Origin of the sequence: Streptomyces sp. NPDC087787 (genome assembly GCF_044743035.1) — a bacterium.
Taxonomy (GTDB): Bacteria; Actinomycetota; Actinomycetes; order Streptomycetales; family Streptomycetaceae; genus Streptomyces.
In genome coordinates this window covers 61,233-78,009 of record NZ_JBIUVQ010000022.1, presented here as the reverse complement: position 1 = coordinate 78,009, position 16,777 = coordinate 61,233, and the positions used below count along the sequence as shown (strand labels likewise).

The window sequence follows — 16,777 nt, the reverse complement described above, 5'->3', positions numbered from 1 at the left end:
CACTCCTATGCACGTTCACCGCGGCGCGCGCCCCACTGATCCGACGCGCGTCACCCTGCTCACCGAAGGAACGTATCCGCACAGTCACGGCGGCGTCAGTGTCTGGTGCGACCAACTCGTCCGCGGCATGCCCGACCTGGAGTTCGACGTCCTCGCCGTCACCGGCACCGGCCGCGAGCCGCTCGTGTGGGATCTGCCCGCGCACGTGTCCCGCATGACGTCCATCCCCATGTGGGGCACCCCGCCGGAGGGCCGGCCACCGCGAGGGCGCGCGCGCAACCGGCTCACCAGTGCCTACGAGCGGTTCCTGACCGCGCTGCTCGACCCGTGCGCCGAGGACGGGTTCGCGCCCGCGCTCCACACGATGGCACGGGCCGCCGCCGACGGCACCCTGAGCGCCTTCCTCCGCGGCGACCAGGCCATCTCCGTGCTGACCTCGGTGTGGAACCGGCCGGGACTGGTGGTGCGCGAGGCCCGGCCGACCCTGCACGACGCGCTCACCGCCACCGGCCTGCTCGAGCACGCGCTGCGTCCGCTGGCCGCGCCGCCGCCCACCAGCGGGGTGGCGCACGCGGTGAGCGGCGGAGTCGCCGTACTGCCGGGGCTGGCCGCGCTCGAACAGCACGGCGTGCCACTGCTGTTGACCGAGCACGGGGTGTACCTGCGCGAGCGCTACCTCGGCTACCGCACCGCGCCGTACCGCTGGCCGGTGAAGGCGGTCGTCCTGGGCTTCTTCCGGCTGCTGACCCAGGAGAGCTACCGCAGGGCCGCGCTGATCACCCCGGGCAACCGCTACAACCGGCTGTGGGAGGAGGAGGGCGGTGCCGCCCCGGAGTCGATCCGCACCGTCTACAACGGCGTGGACCCGGCCGCGTTCCCGCCGGCCGGACCGGAGCCCGCGGTGCCCACCCTCAGCTGGGCGGGCCGGGTGGACCCGATCAAGGACCTGGAGACCCTCATCCGCGCCTTCGCCCTGGTCCGGGCCGAACTGCCCGATGCCCGGCTGCGGTTGTTCGGCGGCACACCGCGCGGCGGAGAGGGGTACCGGGACCGCTGCGAGGCCCTGGCCGCCGCACTCGGACAGGCGGACGCCGTCCGGTTCGAGGGGCGGGTGGAGGACATCAAGGACGCCTACGCCGCCGGCAACGTGGTGATGCTCTCCAGCATCAGCGAGGGCTTCCCGTTCACGCTGATCGAGGCCATGTCGTGCGGTCGGGCGACCGTGTCCACCGACGTCGGCGGGGTACGGGAGGCCGTCGGCGACACCGGTGTCGTGGTCCCGCCGCGCGACCCGGCCACCATGGCCGCCGCCGCGCTGCGGCTGCTGCGCGACCCCGGGCGCCGCGGGGCGATGGGAGAGGCGGCCCGGCTCCGGGTGATCGAACAGTTCACCCTGCGCCGGACCATCGAAACGTTTCGCTCCATCTACCTGGACCTGGCGGCACGGGACCGGGCGGGCGCGCGACCGGTCCCGCGGCCCACGACGGACACGGGCACCACGGGGGCCACGGGCACCACGAGCGCCACGAGCGCCACGGCCGCTCCGGTCACGGAAGGCGTCGCGATATGAGCGGGCCCATGGCCCTCGAACCCGGTGGGTCCGAGCAGGACACGCTCGCGCTCCGGCTCGCCGGGACGCGGGCGCGGCGCCCGCGTCCGCGCTGGGCGAACGACAGCACGCTCGCCCTGCGGCTGCCCCGGCACGGACCGGACGAGCACGAGGTCAGCCGGCTCGCCGCAGAGCTGGCCGACCGCATCGGGCCCGCGGTGCACCCCTACGAGGTGGCCGCGCTGCTGGAGGCCGAGGGGCTGTCAGGCGACGTCATCAGGAACCAGTACGGGCATCCGAACCTGTTCTCGCTGGCCTCGGCGCTCTACGAGCGGGTGCCCCGGAGTTTCCCCGAGCCCGCCGCGGTCCCGGATCCATGGCGTCCGGACCATGTGCGCTGTCTGCTGCGTGGTGCCCTGTTCGCCCTGCCGGGACTGGCGTATCTGCTGGTCGCACCGCTGTGGCACGCCCAGGAGCACGCTTCCGCGCTCGTCGTGGCGTTGATCGTCTCCTGGGCCTGGGGGCAGGCGGTGGGGCACCGCGCGTACCTGCGGATGGCCGCTGGCCGCCGGGAGGCCGGCCGCACCCTGCTGGCGGGAGCCCCGCTGGGGGCGGTGCTGGCCACGGCCGTGGCGGTGCCGCTCTCCGGCGGGGGTCCGGTGGTCTGGGTGGTGGCCGCGCAGTCCGCGTACCTGGCCGCGGCGGGCGTCCTGCTGGTCCTCGCCCGTGAGCGGTGGCTGCTGGCCGCGCTCACTCCGCTCGTCGCCGGTGCCGTGCTGCTGCCTTGGTGGGAGCCGGGCCCGTCGGCGCGCGCCGGTCTGCCGCTGCTCGCGCTGCTGGCCACGCTCGCCGCCACGGCCCGGGCCCTGCGGGTCGTCCTCGTGGCCCCGGCCGCCGCCGACAGCCCACGGCCGCCACTCACGGCGTCCCTCCCCTACGCCCTGTTCGGCGTCGCGGCGGCGGTGCTGGTGCTGCTGGAGGGCCGCCGGCACCCGTACGCGGTGATCGTGCTGACCGTGAGCATGGGGCCGGCCGAGTTGCTGCTGTACCGCTACCGCGGCTGGTCGCTGGCCGCACTGCGCCGTACGGCGACACCCGCCGGGTTCCTGCTGCGCTCGGCCGGCGTACTCGGCCTCTGCCTGTCCGCCTACCTCCTCCCGCTGCTGCCCGCGGCCCTGCTCACCGGGGCCGGTCCGGCCGAACTGCTGCTCCTGGCCGCCACGTTGTGGACGGCGTTGCTGCTCCAGGCGTTCGGCGTGGCCTGGCCGCCCGCGGTCGTCTGCCTGCTCGCCGCGAGTTGCGCGGGCGCGGTCACCCTGCTGCGGCTGCCACCCGGGCCTGCGGCGCTCGCGTTGTGCTGCGGAGCGGCCGCGCTGTGCCTGTCGGGGTACGTGCTGTGGCTGCTCGGCCGGCCGGCCCCGCACCTGTGACCGCGCCGGGGCCGCGGAACCCGCCGGCCACCGCGGCTCCCCGTGCCACCGGCCCTCCTCCGCCCCACCGCGACTCCCGCCCCACCACGACCACATCCCACCGCGACCACGTCCCACCACGACTCCCGCAGCGCCTCAGCTCTCCGCAGCAACCCGCCGAACGCCCTGAAGGGACACAAGAGTTGACATCCGCACCGCTCGCCGCCGTCACCGGAGCCGAGGGCTTCATCGGCTCGCACCTCACCGAGGCGCTCGTCGCCTCCGGCCACCGGGTCAGGGCGATGGCCCAGTACAACTCCTTCTCCTCCTACGGGTGGCTGGAGACCCTGCCCGCCGACGTCCTGGACCACGTGGAGATCGTGCTCGGCGACGTGCGCGACCCCGGCTCGGTCCGCGGCCTGCTCGAAGGGGCCGACTGCGCCTACCACTTGGCGGCCCTCATCGCGATCCCGTACTCCTACCAGGCACCGCACAGCTACGTGGACACCAACGTCACCGGCACGCTCAACGTGCTGGAGGCGGTGCGCGCCCTGGGCACGCCCCGGCTGGTGCACACCTCCACCAGCGAGACGTACGGCACCGCGCGGACCGTGCCGATCACCGAGGACCACCCCATCAACACCCAGTCGCCGTACGCCGCTTCGAAGGCGGGAGCGGACCGGCTCGCCGACAGCTACTACGCGAGCTTCGGCACCCCCGTGGTGACGCTGCGGCCGTTCAACACCTTCGGACCGCGCCAGTCGATGCGCGCGGTGATCCCCACCGTCATCGGCCAGGTGGCGGCCGGACAGCGCACCATCACCCTCGGCGACCTGCGTCCCACCCGCGACTTCACCTACGTCAAGGACACCGCGCGGGCGTTCCTCGCGGTGGGCACCGGCGCGGCCGAACGGGTCGTGGGGCGCACCTTCAACGCCGGTACCGGCGGGGAGATCTCGGTCGGCGATCTGGTCGCGCTGATCGGCAAGGTCATGGACACCGCCCTCGACGTTCGCGAGGACTCCGAACGCCTGCGGCCCGCCGCCTCCGAGGTGATGCGCCTGGTCGCGGACGCGACGCGGCTCGCCGACGCGACCGGCTGGCGGCCCGCGCACACCCTGGAGCAGGGGCTCGCTCACACCGTGGAGTTCTTCCGCGACCCGGCCAACCTGGCCCGCTACAAGACCGGCATCTACAACATCTGACCCCGTACGGCCCGTCCACGAAGGAGAGAGGCCCCATGCACGCAGTCATCCTGGCAGGAGGCAAGGGTGTCCGGCTGCGGCCCTACACCACGGCGCTGCCCAAGCCGCTCGTGCCCATCGGCGACCAGCACGCCATCCTCGAGATCGTGCTGCGCCAGCTCTCCGCGGCTGGTTTCACCACGTGCACCATCGCCATCGGCCACCTGGGCGAGATCATCCGCGCCTACGTCGGCGACGGCTCGCAGTGGGGGATGAAGGTCGACTACTCCACCGAGGAGAGCCCGCTCGGGACCATGGGTCCCCTGCTGACGATGCGCGACCGGCTGCCGGAGACCTTCCTGGTGATGAACGGCGATGTCCTGACCGACCTCGACTACGCGGACATGCTGCGCAGGCACCGGGACTCGGGCGCGCCGCTGACCATCGCCACGTACACCCGCAAGGTGCACATCGACTTCGGGGTGCTGACCACCGACGCGAGCAGGGTCGTCGCCTTCACGGAGAAGCCCAGCCTGGACTACCGGGTCTCGATGGGGGTCTACGGGCTGTCCCGTTCGACGCTCGACGGCTACACGCCCGGACTGCCGCTGGGCTTCGACGAACTGGTCCTTGACCTGCTCGCGGACCGGCGTCCGCCGTACGCCTACGAGTTCGACGGATACTGGCTGGACATCGGCCGCCCCGACGACTACGACCAGGCCAACGCCGAGTTCACCACCCGCAAGTCACTGCTGCTCAAGGGAGCCTGAACCGCGCATGCGCATTCTCGTCCTGGGCTCCACCGGCTATCTGGGACAGCACGTCACCGCACGACTGCGCGCGCTGCCGGGCGCGCGGGTGCGTACGGCGGGCCGCTCCGCGGACGCCGACGTCGCGGTCGACCTGGCCGGTGACCCACCTGAGCGCCTGGCCGGGCTCCTCGCGCCCGAGGCGCCGGACGCCGTGGTCAACTGCGCGGGCGTGACCGGCGGCGACGCCGTCGCGCTCGCGGAGGTCAACGCCCGCGGCCCGGCCGCCCTGTGCGCGGCGCTGCGCGAGGCGGCCCCGGCCGCCCGCCTGGTGCACCTCGGCTCGGCCGCCGAGTACGGTCCGGGCCTGCCGGGGACAAAGGCGGCCGAGTCGGCCGCCACCTGCCCGCTCGGCCCGTACGGCGCCACCAAGCTCGCGGGCACGGTCGCGGTGACCGCCTCCGGTCTGGACGCGGTGGTGCTGCGTGTCGGCAACCCGGTGGGCCCGGGGGCACCGGTCACCGGACTGCCCGGCCGGATCACCGCGCTGCTGCGCGCGGCCGGTCCGGACCCGGACGCGGTGCTGCGGCTCGGCGACCTGTCCGCCCACCGCGACTTCGTGGACGTACGCGATGTGGCCCGCGCGGTGGAGCTGGCGGTCACGGCCGGCGGTCCGCTGCCGCCGGTGCTCAACATCGGCGGCGGCGAGGCCGTCCGGGTCCGCCGTCTGGTGCGCGAGCTGGCCGGGCGGGCCGGGTTCCGGGGCCGTGTCGAGGAGGACGGGGGCGGCTCCGCGCGCTCGGCGCGGGTGTCGTGGCAGTGCTCCGACATCGGCGCGGCCGCCGGGGCCCTGGGCTGGCGGCCGTCGCACACCCTCGACGAGTCGCTGGCCGCGCTGTGGGCGGCCGCCGGGCCGGCGTCCCACGCCCCGGAAGCCGAGGTCGTGCCGTGAGCCTGCTGGTTCCGTTGTACGTGCACCCGGCCGAGGATCCGGGTGCCTGGCACCGGCTGATCAGGTCGGCGGCCCGCACCTACGCGGTCGTGCTGAATCCGGCCAGCGGGCCGGGTCCGGGTCCGGATCCGGCGTTCACGGCGGTGGCCGAGGCGCTGCGGGCGGCCGGTGCCCGGCTGCTCGGCTACGTGGACACCGACTACGGAATGCGCGACGCGGCCGAGGTCGCCGACGACGTGCGCAGGCACCGCGAGTGGTACGGGGCCGACGGCTGCTTCCTGGACCGCGTGACGGCGGCGCCGGACGGGCTGCCGGCCTGCCGGAAACTGGTCCGGTCGACGCGCCGGCTCGGCGCCGGGACGGTGGTGCTGAACCCGGGCGTCCATCCGGCGCCAGGCTATGCCCGCATCGCCGATCTGACGGTCACCTTCGAGGGCCACTGGTCGACGTACGTGTCGGCCTTCAGCCGCCCGGCGTGGGCGGCCCGGCAGCCCGCCGAGCGGTTCTGCCACCTCGTCTACGGGGTGCCGGAGGCGCTCGTGCCGCTCGCGGTGCGGACCGCGTGCGCGCGCGGTGCGGCGGTGTGCGGGCCGGTGACGGGAGAACAACCGAATCCCTGGGCCGGGTTGACCCCGGCCCTGACCGGGACGGAGCGATGAGGATCAGGACACTGACGTGCGCGGCCGCTGTGACCGCGCTGGCCGCCTCCCTGCTGACGGGGTGCTCGGGCACCGACCGGGACGAGGGCGGGGCCCCGCGGCCCGGTCCGACCGGCACGGCACCGCAGGGCCCCGGCCACCCGACGACCCCGGAGGCGACGCGCTCTCCCACGGCAGCCACCACGGGGCCGGGGAGAACGAGCCCTCCCACGACGGCCGGGCCGACCCCCGGCACGCCTCGGAAGGCGCTGTGGCGGCCGCGCCCCGGACTCGCCTGGCAGTGGCAGCTCAACGGCAGAGCCGATCCGTCGGTCGACGTGCCCGTCTACGACATCGACGGCTTCGAGAACTCCGCGGCGGACGTGGCCCGTCTGCACCGGGACGGGCGCAAGGTGATCTGCTATGTCAACGTCGGCGCCTGGGAGAACTTCCGGCCCGACAAGGACGCCTTCCCGCGCTCGGTGCTCGGCGGGACCAACGGGTGGGACGGCGAGCGCTGGCTCGACATCCGCCGCCTCTCCGTGCTGCGCCCGATCATGGAGCGGCGGTTCGACATGTGCCGGGACAAGGGCTTCGACGCGGTGGAACCCGACCTGCTGGAGGCCTACTCCAACCGGACCGGCTTCCCGCTCACCGCGCGCGACCAGCTCCGCTACAACCGCATGATCGCCGAAGTCGCCCACGAGCGCGGCCTGTCGGCGGGTCTCAAGAACGACCTGCCGCAGATTCCGCAGCTCGTGGGCGACTTCGACTTCGCCGTCAACGAGGAGTGCGCGCAGTACCGGGAGTGCGAGCGGCTCACCCCGTTCGTGAAGGCCGGCAAGGCCGTCTTCCATGTGGAGTACGCGGTGTCCGCCGACGGCTTCTGTCCGATCTCGCGCAGGCTGGGCCTGTCGTCGATGCGGAAGAAGCTGGAGCTGGGGGTGTGGCGCGAGCCGTGCTGAACGGTCCCTGAGGGCCCGCGGCCTCCCGGTCAGACCGGTTCGGGGGTCCTGGTCTCCTCGGAGAAGTCGATCTCCGGCGGCGGGGTCCGGAACAGGCGGGTGAGGTAGGCGAGGTAGAGCACGCCCACGGCCAGCCAGATCAGGCCCAGGGTGATGGCCTTGCCGTCGAGCCGGGTCAGCAGCCAGATGTCGACCGCCGCGCCGATCAGCGGGAAGACGACGTGGGTGAGCGGGTTGAGTCCGCGGCCCTCGCGGCGCTCGCGCGCGAAGGTGGCGATCACGCTGAGGTTCACCGAGGTGAAGGCGGTGAAGGCACCGAAGTTGATGAACGAGGTGGAGGTCGTCACGTCGAGCCGCAGCGCGATGAGCCCGATCACGCCCGTCAGCACGATGTTGACGGCGGGGGTGCGGAACCGGGGATGGACGAACCCGAAGAAGCGGCGGGGCAGCACGCCGTCCCGGCCCATCGCGAACAGCAGGCGGGAGGCGCTGGCCTGGGCGGCGATGCCCGAGGCGAACTGGGCGACCACCAGGCCGGCCAGGAAGATCGAGGAGAACAGGCTCCCGGCGATCGTCTTGGCGATCTCGAAGGCGGCCGAGTCCGGGTCGGCGAAGGTGCTCCCGGGGTGGACGAGCTGGGTCGTGTAGGCGAGGAGGACGAAGATGCCGCCGCCGATCAGGGCGATGAGGATGATCGCGCGGGGGATGGTGCGGCGCGGGTCGACGGTCTCCTCGGTGAGGGTGGTGACGGCGTCGAAGCCGAGGAAGGAGTACGCGGCGATGGCCGCTCCGGCCGAGATGCCGACCAGGGTGCTGTTGTCGTTGAAGAACGGCGTGGCGCTGAACAGGCCCCCGGCTCCCGAGTGGTGGAAGACGTGGAGCAGCGAGAAGACCGCGAAGAAGCCGATGACCAGCACCTGGAAGGTCATGAGCAGGTCGTTGGTCTTCTCCGCGGTGCGGATGCCGCGCACGTTCAGCGCGGTGGTGATCGCGATGAAGCCGACGATCCAGACCCAGAAGGGCACGCCGGGGAACTGGGCGTGCAGATAGGCGCCGCCGATCAGCCAGATGACCATCGGCAGGAAGAAGTAGTCGAGGAGCGTCGCCCACCCGACGAGGAAGCCCGCCCTGGAGTCGATGGCCCGCCGCACGTAGGTGTAGGCCGAGCCCGCCACCGGATGGGCCGCGGCCATCTTGCCGTAGCTGTGCGCGGTGAAGATCATCGCGACCATGGCCAGCAGATAGGCGGTCGGCACGGTGCCGTTGGTCGTCTGTGCGATGACCCCGTACGTGCCGAGCACGATCAGGGGGGTCATGTAGGCGAGGCCGAAGGCGACGACTGATCTGAGGGTCAGGGTCCGGTTCAGCGTCGGGGTGGGTTGTTCCATGGCGTGGCTCCAGGAGGGCGGGTGGGGGCCGGGCGGGCTTCCGGGGAGGTGCGGGCGGGCGCCGGGGGACGGGGAGGGGGCGGACACGCGGGGCGGTCAGTCGCCGGGGCGGCGGTCCGGGTTCCAGCGGCGGGGGTCGATCCGGCCCTGGTACAGCGGCAGTTCGATGGGGGCGTCACCGTCGCGGAACTGGTCCCAGACGCGGTTGAGACCCGCCGTGCCGTGGGTTCTGACCCGGGTGACGTCGTCGAGGTCGAGCACATCGGTGAGGACGGTGGGCAGGGCGTCGGGGGACTCGACGCGTACCCGGCCCTCCGGGTCCACCACGAGGCTGCGGCCGGTGCCGACCGGGCCCGCGGTGTTGACGCTGATCACGTAGACCTGGTTGACCATGGCGTTGGCCCGGGCCAGGACCAGTTCCTGGGCGCGGTCGGCGGTCGTGGTCATGACCGGGTTGACGATCACTTCGGCGCCCATCCAGGCCAGGTGCCGGGAGACCTCGGGGAACCACGCGTCGTAGCAGATCGCGAAGCCGATCCGGCCCGCCTCGGCCAGGTCGGCCACGACGAAGCGGTCGCCGGGGTCGTACGGCTCGTAGGGGCGCCAGGGGAAGACCTTGCGGTAGGAGGCGGCGAGCCGGCCCTCGGGCGAGAAGGCCAGCGCGGTGTTGAACAGCTCGCCGCCCGCACCGCGCTCGCACACGCTGCCGGGCAGCAGCCAGACGCCCAGGTCGCCGGCGAGTTCGGCGAGCATCCTGGTCCGGGGGCCGTCCAGCGGCTCCGCGGCCTCCTGGAGCTGCGCCTCCCGTTCCTCCGCGGAACCCTCCACGCCGCACAGGTGCAGCTCGGGATACACCGCCAGACGGGTTCCGGGGAACCGTGCGACGAGGTCCTGGACCTCGTCGGCGAAGCCGGCCAGCGGCAGCCGGGAGGAGCGCGGAGGGGCCTGCGCGAGGGCGATGGGGAGGGGCCGTGACACGGGAGTCACCACTTTCGGACAGCAGGTGGCCTGATGGCGAAAAAATAGAGCACGATGAGCACTTAAACAAGAGTGTTCAAGATGAGCACTTTTGAGTACGGTGTCGCCATGCCCGACTCCCCCGTGAACTCCCGTGCGGCGCGCGCGGAGCAGGCTGCCCTCGGCCTGAACGCGCCACCGCTCACCGCCATCCGGCGGCTGTCAGCCCTGGACGCCGTGCGGGCCCGGATCGCGCTCGCCGTCGATCTCGGCCTGCTGGCGCCCGGTGAGCGGCTGCCCGGCAGCGACCGGATCGCCGAGGCGCTCGGTGTCTCCGAGATCACGGTCCGCCGCGCCCTGGTGGCACTGTGCAAGGAGGGCGTGCTCGAGCGCCGGCGCGGGCGCACCGGAGGAACACTGGTGGCCGAGCGGCCCGCCCACTCGACGGTCGGGGCCATCGAGACGTACCGGGCGGCGTCCGCGGACGTGCACCAGCTCATCGACCACCGGCTCGTCCTGGAGTGCGGGGTGGCCCATCTGGCCGCGCTCCGCGGCCTCGGCACGGAGTCCGCGCGGGAGCTGGACCGGCTGGTCGAGGAGATGGACCGGGCCCCGAGCTGGGCGGAGTTCCACGGCTGCGACGAGCGGTTCCACATGGCCGTGGCCGCCGCGACCGGACTGGACTCCGTCGCCGAGCCCTACGGCGCCGTGCTGCGGGAGCTGTACCGCTACTACCTGCCCTACCCGCTGGACTTCCTGCGCCACTCCAACGACGAGCACCGCGCCCTGGTGAAGGCGATCCTGCGCGGGGACGCGGTGGAGGCGGCCGAGGTGGCCCGCCGGCATGTCGAGGACCTCCACAAGACCATGTTCATGGACCTCCTCGACCGGCGCTGACCGGACGGGCGGTCCAGGGCCGCGCCGGGCGCACCCCCGCCCCGGCCGCCGCGGCCGGTTCCCGCACGCGCACGCCGACCGTCGGGCGACCACACTCGAGAGCACGAACGCGGAGCCGGTCACGGCCGCACGCGGTGAAGGAGGAGGCCATGTCCGCCGCGCGAGAGGAGCGGGGCCGGGCGGCGAAGGAGGCCGACCGGCTGACGGCGCAGGGAGTGAGCGGGGTCGCCCTCACCATGGTGGACACCGCCGGCATCACCCGCGTCAAGACGGTGCCGGTCACGGCGCTGGCCGACGCCGCGCGGTGGGGTGTCGCCATGCCGCCGGTCTTCGACCTGTTCCTGGCCGACGACTCCGTCACCTTCGGGGCGCCCTCCGGCACCCCCGAGGGCGATCTGCGGCTGCTGCCCGACCTGGACCGGCTGACCCCACTGGCCGCGCAGCCCGGCTGGGCCTGGGCGCCGGCCGACCGCCGCGACCAGCGGGGCACCGAGTACCCCGGCTGCCAGCGGCTGTTCGCCCGGCGGATGACCGAGCGGGCCGCCGAGCGCGGACTCGCCCTGCGCATGGGCTTCGAGACCGAGTGGGTGGTCGGCCGGGACGCTGACTTCTCCCCGTCGCCGTCCGGCCCGGCCTCGGGGCCCGCGTTCGGCATGGCACGGTTCGTCGAACTGTCCGACTACCTGCGCGACGTGCTGGACGCCCTCGTCGCGCAGGGGATCGACGTGCAGCAGCTTCACCCGGAGTACGCGCCCGGCCAGTTCGAGGTGTCCGTGGCACCGGCGGACCCGGTGGGGGCGGCCGATCTGGCGGTACTCGTGCGGGAGACGGTCAGGGCGGTCTCCGCGCGGCACGGGCTGACGGCCTCGTTCGCCCCGGTCGTCGAGGCGGGGACGGTCGGCAACGGACGCCATCTGCATCTGAGCCTGTGGCGGGACGGCCGGAACCTGTGCCGGGACGGGGACGGGCCGCACGGCATGACCGCGGTCTGCGAGGCGTTCCTCGCGGGTGTCCTCGGGGAGCTGCCCGCGCTGCTCGCCCTCGGCGCGCCCTCCGCCGCCAGCTATCTGCGGCTGGAGCCCTCGCGCTGGGCCGGCGCGTTCCAGTGCTGGGGCCCGGAGAACCGGGAGGCCGCGATCCGGTTCGTCGCCGGAGCCCCGGACGCCGTCTGGGCGGCGAACGCGGAGGTCAAGAGCTTCGACGCGGCGGCCAACCCCTATCTGGTGGTGGGCGCGGTCATCGCCGCGGGACTCGCCGGGATCGACGCCGCGGCGGCCCTCCCACCGCCCGTGGTGGACGATCCCGCCCAGGTGGGAGGGCAGACGCGGCTGCCCGGCTCGCTCACCGAGGCGCTGGCGCACTTCGAGCGGTCCGTGGTGCTGCGCGAGGCGCTGGGAGAGACGCTGTTCGGCGCGGTCGTCGCCGTACGCCGTGCGGAGGCCGCCCGGTTCGAGGGGGCGACGCCGCAGAGCGTCGTGGCGGCCACGCGCCTGCGGTACTGACGGCCGGCGAGCGGAGCACCGAAGGGCACGCCCCGGCCCGCCCCGGCGCGTCGGCGCCGGGGGAAGGGCGGCGGCTCAGCGGGCGGTCTGCGTGTGGACGTACTCGACGAGGTGGGTGAGCGCGTCGGGGTCGGTCGACGGCATGACGCCGTGGCCGAGGTTGAAGATGTGGCCCTCAAGCCCGGCGGCCGAGTCCAGTACCTCCTGGGCCTTGGCCTCCATGGCCTGCCGGGGGGCGAACACCGAGGTCGGGTCGAGGTTGCCCTGGAGCGCCTTGCCGGGGCCGACACGGCGGGCGGCCTCGTCGAGCGGGACCCGCCAGTCGACGCCGACGACGTCCGCGCCCGCGTCACCCATCAGGCCGAGCAGCTCGCCGGTGCCGACACCGAAGTGGATGCGCGGGACGCCGTACCCGGCGACCGCCTCGAAGACCTTGGCGGAGGCCGGCAGCACCGAGCGGCGGTAGTCGACGGGCGAGAGGGCGCCGGCCCAGGAGTCGAAGAGCTGCACGGCACTGGCGCCCGCCTCGATCTGCACCTTCAGGAAGGCGGTCGTGATGGCGGCGAGGCGGTCGAGCAGGTCGGCCCACAGCTCGGGGTCGCCGTACATCATCGCCTTGGCGTTCTCGTACGTCCGGGAGGGGCCGCCCTCCACGAGGTAGCTTGCGAGGGTGAAGGGGGCTCCGGCGAAGCCGATGAGCGGGGTGGACCCCAGTTCGCGGGTGAGCAGGCCGATCGCCTCGGTGACGTAGGAGACGTCCTCGGGGGTCAGGTCGCGCAGCCGGGCGAGGTCCTCGCGGGTGCGCACCGGACGCTCGACGACCGGGCCGATGCCGGGCTTGATGTCCAGGTCGATGCCGATGGCCTTGAGGGGCACGACGATGTCGCTGAAGTAGATCGCCGCGTCCACGTTGTGCCGGCGGACCGGCTGGAGCGTGATCTCGGCGACCAGCTCCGGACGCATGCAGGACTCGAGCATCGGGATGCCCTCGCGCACCTTGCGGTACTCCGGCAGGGAGCGCCCGGCCTGCCGCATGAACCACACCGGGGTGTGCGGCACGGGTTCACGCCTGCACGCCTTCAGGAAGGCGGAGTCGTAGGTGGCTGTCTGCGGCTGCCGGCTTGCGGGCGTCTCGTTGGCACTCACGTCCGCAAGTCTCGCATGCCCCCGATGACGCGAAGGCCCCGGTGTGCGGTCCCGGACGGCACCGCCGACGGCGGCGGGGTGTCTTGCCCTGCACGAAGGCCCGGTTCCCCTTAATCTTCCCGGCATGGCTGCGGCTCAGGGACGACTGTCGGACGGCACTGGCGGAATGGACGATCCAAAGGATCCGGGAAATCCAGGAAACCCGGAAAATACGGGAAATCCGGGAAATCCGGGAAAGGGGGACGGCGATACGAGCAGGAAACCCCAGGCTCCGTCGCCGTTCCGGGCGGCGGTCGACGCGCTGAGGGCCGCGCGGCTGCGGCCGCAGCTGGAGATCGAGCAGGTTCCGCCGCCGCAGCGGCTCGCCCCGTTCACGTACGCGCTGGAGGCCACGGTCGTCGACGGGGAGCAGGACCTGGCCGACGGCCGCCTCGTGCTGCTGCACGATCCCGCCGGGCACGACGCCTGGCGGGGCACCTTCCGGCTGGTGACGCTGGTGCGCGCGGAACTGGAGGCGGAGATGGCCGCCGACCCGCTGCTGCCGGAGGTGTGCTGGTCGTGGCTGACCGGGGCGCTCCAGGCGCGCGGGCTGATGTACGGCGAGCCGAGCGGGACCGTCACGCGCGCGAGTTCGCACTACTTCGGCGGGCTTTCGTCGCGCCCCGCCGCCTCACAGATCGAGATCCGCGCCTCCTGGACGCCCCGGGAGGGGATGGGCGGGGTGCCGGACACCGCGGCGCACCTGGCGTCCTGGTGCGATCTGCTCGCCCAGGTCGCCGGACTGCCGCCGGCCGGCCCCGGGGACGCGTCGGTGGTGACGCTGCCGCAGCGGCGCGGCCCGCAGCCGCGCTGACCCCGACCGGCCGCTGACGGCGGTCCCGCACCCTCGCTGACGACGGTCCCTCACCCATGCGCGTACACCTGTCCGGGTGGCCCACCGGCCTCTTGCCGTTTCTTTGTCGATACGGCCACTTTCAGGCAGGTATCGCTCTCGAACGGCCCCAAGCGGACCGATTCGACCTTCGGGTTATCGCCAATACGTTCGAATTAAACGCTCGGGCAGTCACCAGATCGTGATCATTCTCTAAAGGACACCGGGTTTGGTGCCGAAGACCACTGTGACCTTGCAAGCACGGTTCTTCCGGCTTCATCCCCACAAGCCGGCCCCGTCCCCCCACCCCCAGGAGGCCTGGTGTCCGTTCTCCTCGAGCAGCCCGCAAGCCTGGTCGCCTACCGTCCGAACAAGCCGACTGCCATGGTCGTCGTGGCGGACCCGCGCGTCCGTTCCACCGTCACCCGCCATCTGTGGGCGCTCGGAGTCCGTGACGTCATCGAGGCTTCGTCCGTCGCGGAGGCTCGTCCCCGTATCGGCAATCCGCGGGACATCTGCGTTGCCGACGTCCACCTGCCCGACGGCTCCGGGCTCACCCTGCTGTCCGAGACCCGAGCCGCCGGATGGCCCAACGGCCTGGCACTGTCCGCCGCCGACGACATCGGCGCCGTCCGCAACGCCCTGGCGGGCGGTGTGAAGGGCTATGTCGTCACCGGCACCCGCACCAACGTCGGGCTCCCCACCCGGCCCGGCGCCGCCCCCATCGGCGCCGCGGCGGCCCGGCTGCACCGCCGTCCCCCGGGTGCCCCGAGCCACCCGGGTGGTTTTCGTGAGCTGTCCGGCCGCGAGGTCGAGGTGCTGCGGCTGGTCGCGGAGGGCCAGTCGAACAAGGCCATCGGCGTCTCGATGGGCCTGTCCGCGCTGACCGTCAAGAGCCATCTCGCCCGCATCGCCCGCAAGCTCGGCACCGGCGACCGCGCCGGCATGGTCGCCGTGGCCCTGCGGACCGGCATCATCCACTGACCGCCCCGACCGTCCTGACCAGCATCTTTCTCGAATTGTCCGGCCCCGTCCCCGATTCCCCGCTCGCGCCCTTCCCCCCACTCCCCTCTCCACTCCCCTCTCCCCGCCGGCACGCACCGCAGCCGATCCGTCCGCCCCGGAAACCGTCCCCTCCCCCAGGTCGCGCCCCGCGTGTGTCCCTTGCCGGTCGTGCACCGGACGTCTCACCTGCCTGACCGGTTTACGACCACCCGGTGCCCGCCGACGGAACGTTCCGTCGGCGGGCGCCGTCCATCCACGGATACTCTTGACATGTGACCGACGCCCAAGAGACCGCAGCAGACAGCTCACTGCGAACCACCGGAGGCGCCCCTCCGGAAGACGGCGGATCTTCTGGTACCGGGGCGCCGATTCCCCTGCTCGAACCCCGTGAGGGCATCCCGCCCGTGATCGCCGACGCGGACACGCTCGCCGAGGTGACCGCCGCGTTCGCGGCCGGCTCCGGCCCCGTCGCCGTCGACGCCGAACGGGCCTCCGGCTATCGCTACGGCCAGCGCGCCTACCTGGTGCAGCTGCGCCGCGAGGGTGCCGGCACCGCGCTGATCGACCCCGTCGCCTGCCCCGACCTGTCCGGACTCGGCGAGGCGCTGTCCGGGGCCGAGTGGGTGCTGCACGCGGCCACCCAGGACCTGCCGTGCCTGCGCGGCATAGGCATGCAGCCGACCAGCCTGTTCGACACCGAACTGGCCGGCCGGCTCGCCGGGTTCCCGCGGGTCGGGCTCGGCGCGATGGTCGAGGGCGTGCTGGGCTACGTCCTGGAGAAGGGCCACTCCGCCGTCGACTGGTCGAACCGCCCGCTCCCCGAGCCCTGGCTGCGGTACGCGGCACTCGACGTGGAACTGCTCGTCGACCTGCGCGACGCCCTGGAGAAGGAACTGGACCGCCAGGGCAAGCTGGAGTGGGCCCTCCAGGAGTTCGACGCCATCGCCTCGGCACCGCCGGCCGAACCGCGCAAGGATCCCTGGCGGCGCACCTCCGGAATGCACAAGGTGCGGCGCCGGCGGCAGCTCGCGGTCGTCCGGGAGCTGTGGGAGACCCGGGACCGGATCGCCCAGCGCAGGGACGTCTCGCCGGGCAAGGTGCTCTCGGACGCGGCCATCGTGGAGGCCGCGCTCGCCGTGCCGGCCAACGCGCACGCGCTCGCCGCGCTGAACGGCTTCGGTCACCGGACCAGTCGGCGGCAGCTCGAGCAGTGGCAGAGCGCGGTGGACCGGGCCAAGGGCCTGCCCGAGTCGGCGCTGCCGCAGCAGGGACAGCAGGTGACCGGGCCTCCGCCGCCGCGGGCGTGGGCCGACAAGGACCCGGTGGCGGCGGCTCGGTTGGCCGCCGCCAAGGCCGGTGTGTCGGAGCTGGCCGAGAGGCTGAACATGCCCCAGGAGAACCTCATCTCGCCGGACACCGTACGGCGCCTGTGCTGGGAGCCGCCGCAGGGCGCCGACGCCGACGCGGTCGGCGCCGCCCTCGCCGGGTACGGTGCGCGGCCCTGGCAGGTGGAGCAGGTCACGCCGACGCTGGTGAAGGCGCTGGCGGCCCGGGACGTGTAGGGC

The 16,777-nt window shown here is 73.2% G+C and carries 15 protein-coding genes; 12 read left to right on the top strand and 3 right to left on the bottom strand.

Annotated elements, in window-relative coordinates; all coding sequences use genetic code 11:
- Positions 1-7: 7 nt before the first annotated feature.
- The 7 genes from pelF to ACIOWN_RS29085 all read left to right on the top strand — a co-directional run bounded on the left by pelF (position 8) and on the right by ACIOWN_RS29085 (position 7,446).
- Complete coding sequence (pelF, locus tag ACIOWN_RS29115) at positions 8-1,570, top strand: GT4 family glycosyltransferase PelF (protein ID WP_401983750.1); 1,563 nt, start codon at positions 8-10, stop codon at positions 1,568-1,570.
- Entirely contained in the window at positions 1,567-2,979 is a 1,413-nt protein-coding gene (locus ACIOWN_RS29110; protein WP_401983748.1) for a hypothetical protein, read from the top strand. The genes pelF and ACIOWN_RS29110 overlap by 4 nt, the downstream gene beginning before the upstream one ends.
- Positions 2,980-3,161: 182 nt before the next feature.
- Complete coding sequence (locus ACIOWN_RS29105; RefSeq protein WP_362352187.1) at positions 3,162-4,163, top strand: GDP-mannose 4,6-dehydratase; 1,002 nt, start codon at positions 3,162-3,164, stop codon at positions 4,161-4,163.
- A 35-nt stretch (positions 4,164-4,198) separates the two neighbouring features.
- Positions 4,199-4,912, top strand: a complete 714-nt coding sequence (locus ACIOWN_RS29100) for a nucleotidyltransferase family protein (protein WP_362352189.1) — start codon at positions 4,199-4,201, stop codon at positions 4,910-4,912.
- Positions 4,913-4,919: 7 nt separating this feature from the next.
- Positions 4,920-5,843, top strand: coding sequence for an NAD-dependent epimerase/dehydratase family protein (locus ACIOWN_RS29095; protein WP_362352192.1), 924 nt, complete (start codon positions 4,920-4,922; stop codon positions 5,841-5,843).
- Complete coding sequence (locus tag ACIOWN_RS29090) at positions 5,840-6,502, top strand: spherulation-specific family 4 protein (RefSeq protein WP_362352195.1); 663 nt, start codon at positions 5,840-5,842, stop codon at positions 6,500-6,502. The genes ACIOWN_RS29095 and ACIOWN_RS29090 overlap by 4 nt, the downstream gene beginning before the upstream one ends.
- Positions 6,499-7,446 carry an endo alpha-1,4 polygalactosaminidase gene (locus ACIOWN_RS29085; protein WP_401983746.1) on the top strand — a complete coding sequence of 316 codons (948 nt, stop codon included), beginning with the start codon at positions 6,499-6,501 and terminating at the stop codon, positions 7,444-7,446. The genes ACIOWN_RS29090 and ACIOWN_RS29085 overlap by 4 nt, the downstream gene beginning before the upstream one ends.
- A 29-nt stretch (positions 7,447-7,475) precedes the next feature.
- On the opposite strand, the gene ACIOWN_RS29080 is transcribed toward ACIOWN_RS29085, so the two are convergent.
- Positions 7,476-8,834: an APC family permease gene (locus tag ACIOWN_RS29080; RefSeq protein WP_401983745.1), complete on the bottom strand. Its 1,359-nt coding sequence runs from the start codon at positions 8,832-8,834 to the stop codon at positions 7,476-7,478.
- 96 nt (positions 8,835-8,930) lie between these two features.
- Positions 8,931-9,812, bottom strand: a complete 882-nt coding sequence (locus ACIOWN_RS29075) for a carbon-nitrogen hydrolase family protein (RefSeq protein WP_100572550.1) — start codon at positions 9,810-9,812, stop codon at positions 8,931-8,933.
- Between the two features lie 81 nt (positions 9,813-9,893).
- On the opposite strand from ACIOWN_RS29075, the gene ACIOWN_RS29070 reads away from it, so the two are divergent.
- Together ACIOWN_RS29070 and ACIOWN_RS29065 are read left to right on the top strand one after the other, a co-directional pair.
- Positions 9,894-10,688, top strand: a complete 795-nt coding sequence (locus ACIOWN_RS29070; RefSeq protein WP_362352204.1) for an FCD domain-containing protein — start codon at positions 9,894-9,896, stop codon at positions 10,686-10,688.
- A 149-nt stretch (positions 10,689-10,837) separates the two neighbouring features.
- Positions 10,838-12,190, top strand: coding sequence for a glutamine synthetase (locus ACIOWN_RS29065; protein ID WP_362352207.1), 1,353 nt, complete (start codon positions 10,838-10,840; stop codon positions 12,188-12,190).
- A 75-nt stretch (positions 12,191-12,265) separates the two neighbouring features.
- Here the strand turns inward: ACIOWN_RS29065 and hemE are convergent, their stop codons facing one another.
- On the bottom strand, positions 12,266-13,336 hold the full coding sequence (gene hemE / locus ACIOWN_RS29060; protein WP_401983743.1) for a uroporphyrinogen decarboxylase: 1,071 nt from the start codon (positions 13,334-13,336) through the stop codon (positions 12,266-12,268).
- Between the two features lie 124 nt (positions 13,337-13,460).
- On the opposite strand from hemE, the gene ACIOWN_RS29055 reads away from it, so the two are divergent.
- The 3 genes from ACIOWN_RS29055 to ACIOWN_RS29045 all read left to right on the top strand — a co-directional run bounded on the left by ACIOWN_RS29055 (position 13,461) and on the right by ACIOWN_RS29045 (position 16,774).
- The gene (locus ACIOWN_RS29055; RefSeq protein ID WP_362352212.1) at positions 13,461-14,189 is read left to right on the top strand and encodes a DUF3000 domain-containing protein; all 729 of its coding nucleotides are present in this window, start codon (positions 13,461-13,463) and stop codon (positions 14,187-14,189) included.
- A gap of 339 nt (positions 14,190-14,528) precedes the next feature.
- Positions 14,529-15,191: a response regulator transcription factor gene (locus ACIOWN_RS29050; RefSeq protein ID WP_100572546.1), complete on the top strand. Its 663-nt coding sequence runs from the start codon at positions 14,529-14,531 to the stop codon at positions 15,189-15,191.
- Between the two features lie 293 nt (positions 15,192-15,484).
- On the top strand, positions 15,485-16,774 hold the full coding sequence (locus tag ACIOWN_RS29045) for a ribonuclease D (protein WP_362352215.1): 1,290 nt from the start codon (positions 15,485-15,487) through the stop codon (positions 16,772-16,774).
- The last annotated feature ends 3 nt before the right edge of the window (positions 16,775-16,777 follow it).

What these genes read in the sequence shown, in the direction of transcription:
- ACIOWN_RS29085 (WP_401983746.1), top strand. Translation starts at nt 6,499, where the DNA reads ATGAGGATCAGGACACTGACGTGCGCGGCCGCTGTGACCGCGCTGGCC.
- ACIOWN_RS29095 (WP_362352192.1), top strand. Translation starts at nt 4,920, where the DNA reads ATGCGCATTCTCGTCCTGGGCTCCACCGGCTATCTGGGACAGCACGTC.
- ACIOWN_RS29070 (WP_362352204.1), top strand. Translation starts at nt 9,894, where the DNA reads ATGAGCACTTTTGAGTACGGTGTCGCCATGCCCGACTCCCCCGTGAAC.
- ACIOWN_RS29080 (WP_401983745.1), bottom strand. Translation starts at nt 8,834, where the DNA reads ATGGAACAACCCACCCCGACGCTGAACCGGACCCTGACCCTCAGATCA.
- ACIOWN_RS29065 (WP_362352207.1), top strand. Translation starts at nt 10,838, where the DNA reads ATGTCCGCCGCGCGAGAGGAGCGGGGCCGGGCGGCGAAGGAGGCCGAC.
- ACIOWN_RS29100 (WP_362352189.1), top strand. Translation starts at nt 4,199, where the DNA reads ATGCACGCAGTCATCCTGGCAGGAGGCAAGGGTGTCCGGCTGCGGCCC.
- ACIOWN_RS29055 (WP_362352212.1), top strand. Translation starts at nt 13,461, where the DNA reads ATGGCTGCGGCTCAGGGACGACTGTCGGACGGCACTGGCGGAATGGAC.
- pelF (WP_401983750.1), top strand. Translation starts at nt 8, where the DNA reads ATGCACGTTCACCGCGGCGCGCGCCCCACTGATCCGACGCGCGTCACC.
- ACIOWN_RS29110 (WP_401983748.1), top strand. Translation starts at nt 1,567, where the DNA reads ATGAGCGGGCCCATGGCCCTCGAACCCGGTGGGTCCGAGCAGGACACG.